The 1,996-nt window shown below is 59.3% G+C and carries 3 protein-coding genes; all 3 read left to right on the top strand.

Going from position 1 to position 1,996, the window contains the following annotated elements:
• Positions 1 to 347: 347 nt before the first annotated feature.
• Entirely contained in the window at positions 348 to 773 is a 426-nt protein-coding gene (locus tag AC1D0Z_RS20450; RefSeq protein WP_477660001.1) for an NfeD family protein, read from the top strand.
• A 10-nt stretch (positions 774 to 783) separates the two neighbouring features.
• Complete coding sequence (locus AC1D0Z_RS20445) at positions 784 to 1,701, top strand: SPFH domain-containing protein (RefSeq protein ID WP_477660000.1); 918 nt, start codon at positions 784 to 786, stop codon at positions 1,699 to 1,701.
• Positions 1,702 to 1,725: 24 nt separating this feature from the next.
• The coding region (locus tag AC1D0Z_RS20440; protein WP_477659999.1) for a DUF2237 family protein at positions 1,726 to 1,996 on the top strand (271 nt) is incomplete at its 3' end.

Here is a 1,996-nt window from a genome sequence, read left to right as displayed (position 1 = left end):
GTGAAAGGTCACCGTAGCTGGTCACACCCAGGACTTCGAAGCCCTCGGTTTCAATGGCCTGGGCGAGCGCACGAATACCCAGCCCGGAAGTGTTTTCGGAACGGAAGTCTTCGTCAATGATGACAATGGGAAAGCGAAATTTCATGGCGTCGGCGGGAGTTCAAGGGCGCCCTGAACCTGTCGGAGGGCATGGAAAACGCTCAGAGGGCATAGACAGGTTGAGCCCGAGCGGGGACTGGAAGGAAGTTTTTCCAAGCAGCGAAGTGTAAGGACATATTGTTGCGCTACGCTTGCCTTGGGGTCTAATTGCCCCAAAATGTAGCGGATGACCGACAAAAGGGGGATGTATGAGTGAATCGACTATTTGGTGGCTGCTGGCCGGGGCCGCAGTGGCCGTGGAACTGGCCACCGGAACGTTTTATCTGCTGATGGTCGCTTTGGGCATCGCAGCTGCGGCCATTGCCGCCCATCTGGGCGCCTCAACTTCCGTGCAGCTCATTGCGGCGGCCGTGGTGGGTTCGGCCACGGTAAGCATCTGCCATTTTGTCCGCAGCCGCGGGCCCAGCGAGTTGCCCGCCGGTACCAATCCGGACGTCAACATGGACGTCGGCGAAACTGTGCAGGTGGATGCCTGGCAGCCGGACGGCACCGCGCAGGTTCGTTACCGCGGCGCGCTATGGGCTGTGGTTCAAGCGGCAGGCGGAACACCATCCGCCGGAACCCATCGCATCCGGGAAGTCATTGGCAGCAAACTAATCGTAGAAAAAACCTGAGGGAGTCAGCATGTCGTCTTATGTAGCACTGATCGTTTTTATCGTCGCGATGATTTTCGTCATTCGCGCCATCAAGGTCGTACCCCAGCAGAACGCCTGGGTGAAAGAGCGCCTCGGAAAATACGCGGGAACGCTGACACCGGGCCTGAACTGGCTGATTCCCTTTGTCGATCGCGTCGCCTACAAACACAGCCTGAAGGAAATCCCGCTCGACGTCCCCAGCCAGGTTTGCATTACCCGCGACAACACGCAGCTGCAGGTTGACGGCATCCTCTATTTCCAGGTTACCGATCCGATGCGGGCCAGCTACGGCTCGTCCAACTACATCGTGGCGGTCACGCAGCTGGCGCAGACCTCCTTGCGCTCCGTGATCGGCAAGCTGGAACTCGACAAGACCTTTGAAGAGCGCGACATCATCAATGCGCAGGTCGTGGCAGCCATCGACGAAGCCGCGCTGAACTGGGGCGTGAAGGTGCTGCGTTATGAAATCAAGGATTTGACGCCGCCCAAGGAAATCCTGCATGCCATGCAATCGCAAATCACTGCCGAGCGGGAAAAACGCGCACTGATCGCTGCCTCTGAAGGCCGCCGCCAGGAGCAGATCAATATTGCCACCGGTGAGCGTGAGGCATTCATTGCCCGGTCGGAAGGCGAAAAACTGGCCGCCATCAACAACGCCCAGGGCGAAGCCGCCGCCATCATGGCAGTGGCCGACGCCAACGCCAAGGCCATTGAACTGGTGGCCGCCGCCATCCGCCAGCCCGGCGGTGAGCAGGCGGTGCAGCTCAAGGTCGCCCAGCAGGCCGTGGAAGCCTATTCGAAAGTGGCCAAAGATGCCAAGACCACATTGGTCGTGCCCAGCAACATGACCGAAGTCGGGGCGCTCATCAGTTCGGCCATGAAAATGGTTCAGGCCAACAAGGCCTGATGACAAGCTTTCCGGAAACAGGCCATGAACGCAGTCATAAGCGCAAAAAATGTACTGGGCACGGATTTGGTGCCGTGCTCCTATGACCCACTGACCGGCTATTTCCGCGACGGCTGTTGCAACACGGATGCGTCGGATGCCGGCTCCCATTTGATCTGTGTGCGTGTCACGCGGGAATTCCTTGATTTTTCCGCGAGCCGCGGCAACGACCTTTCCACGCCGCAACCCACCTATCGCTTCGCGGGCCTTCAACCGGGGGATCGCTGGTGCCTGTGTGCCAACCGCTGGCGTGAAG

The sequence above is a fragment of the Polaromonas sp. P1_E3 genome (genome assembly GCF_056405935.1).
The sequence above is the reverse complement of the archived record's forward strand: the minus strand, read 5'-3'. Positions and strand labels throughout refer to the sequence as shown.